This is a genomic window from Variovorax sp. P1_H12_2, assembly GCF_056405335.1.
Genome location: NZ_JBFUCI010000724.1, coordinates 1 through 1,479, shown reverse-complemented (window position 1 = coordinate 1,479; position 1,479 = coordinate 1). Strand labels below are relative to the sequence as shown.

The following is a 1,479-nucleotide window of genomic DNA, read 5'->3' as shown; positions in this document are numbered from 1 at the left end:
CATCACGGCCGTCCCCCTGGTCAACGGGATTCGATGACCCGAAGAGGGGAAATGCAAGTCCAGGCCCTTGTCTTCGCTCAGGAAGAGGTTGCAAAAGGCCGCACCGCCATAGTGCGCGCCGTCATGGTGGTACTTCGCGCCGCGGCAGGCCATGAGGGCGACGTCGCAGGAGGCAAGCACCTCGTGCAGGCCGAGCGTCCGCGTCCAGTCGGCCATCGCCTGCACGCAGTACCGGTAGTCCGGCCAGCGCATGCGCGCGCGCGCCAGAGGCAATGGCTCGACGTCTCCGGGTTCCAGGCCCAAGCGCAACGATATCTCCCTTTGCCAGTCCGCCATCAGCCTTGCAGGGGGCGCAGGCACGTCGACCGTGCCTGACAGCACAACCTCGCTCACGCTTCGGCTGCGGATGGCATCGCCACTCCAGAAATAGGAAGCAAGGAGGTCCCGCGCTCGATGCGGGGGAGGGGGGTGGCTCATCCGGATCAGTGTAGTGGGGCGACGTCCCCCCGCTTGGCGAGGGGCCTCGGGGGTTGCACCACTGCGAACGAAAGGCCTGCGCTCAGCGCAGCATCCAGCCGGCTGAGCCGTCGAGGATCTGCGTCATCACCTCGCGGTCGTTGCGGCCCGAGCGGACCAGCACGTGGAAGGAATGGTCGGCTTCGTCGATCCGCATCAGGGTCGCCAGCGGCCCGAGTTCGGCCACGAGCTTCTCGATCCGGCCGAACTCCGCCAGCTTGTCGCGCGTGCCCTGGACGAACAGCATGGGCGTGCGGACATCGACGAGATGCCGCGCGCGGTCGCTCGAAGGCGCGCCCGCTGCATGCAGCGGAAAACCCAGGAACACCAGGCCCGCCACTCCCGGCAAGGGCTCCAGGGCCTGCGCCTGGGAGGTCATGCGGCCGCCGAACGACTTGCCGCCCGCGAAGAGCGCAAGCGCGGGGAAGAGGCCGGCGGCATGCGCCACGGCCGCGCGCACCGTGGCCTGGGCGATCGCCGGCGAATCGGTGCGCTTCGAGCCGCGCTCCATGTAGGGGAACTGGTAGCGCAGCGTGGCGATGTGGCGCTGCGCCAGGCCGTCGGCCACCTCGGCCATGAACGCGTGCGCCATGCCGGCACCGGCGCCATGGGCGAACACGTAGCAGGCGCGCGGCGCCGGCGGCGACTGCACCAGGCCGGAGACGCTCTCGCCGTCGTCGAGAGGGATGGTGGTGGGGCGTGCTTCGGTGTTCATGTGGCGTCCTCTCGAGGCCGGCGCACGGCAGCGCCGAAGCGGGAAATTGTGGCGCATGCCGGCGGATCGGCGGTGTCGGGAGGTCGCGTCGAAGTTCTTCGACCGCATCATCCGGGAAGGCAACGCGGGAGGCCGCCCCCTCAGCCGCCGAAAAGCTTGCGGCGAATCGGCCCTCGCGTGTCGCCCTTGGCCGGCGCGCCGCCAGGGCCGGCCTGCGGGCGCCCCGGCGACGCGGCCCGGTCGCAGGC

At 70.4% G+C, this 1,479-nt stretch carries 1 protein-coding gene and 1 pseudogene; both read right to left on the bottom strand.

Annotated elements, in window-relative coordinates; all coding sequences use genetic code 11:
- A pseudogene (locus AC1D2K_RS34585) lies at window positions 1-477 on the bottom strand (hypothetical protein); the annotation flags it as partial.
- An 82-nt stretch (window positions 478-559) separates the two neighbouring features.
- Window positions 560-1,231 (bottom strand): alpha/beta hydrolase family protein, encoded by a 672-nt coding sequence (locus tag AC1D2K_RS34580; protein WP_478094941.1) that lies wholly within the window; start codon window positions 1,229-1,231, stop codon window positions 560-562.
- Window positions 1,232-1,479 lie beyond the last annotated feature (248 nt).

Excerpts from the sequence above, each read along its gene's own strand:
- AC1D2K_RS34580 (WP_478094941.1), bottom strand. The coding sequence starts at position 1,231 with ATGAACACCGAAGCACGCCCCACCACCATCCCTCTCGACGACGGCGAG.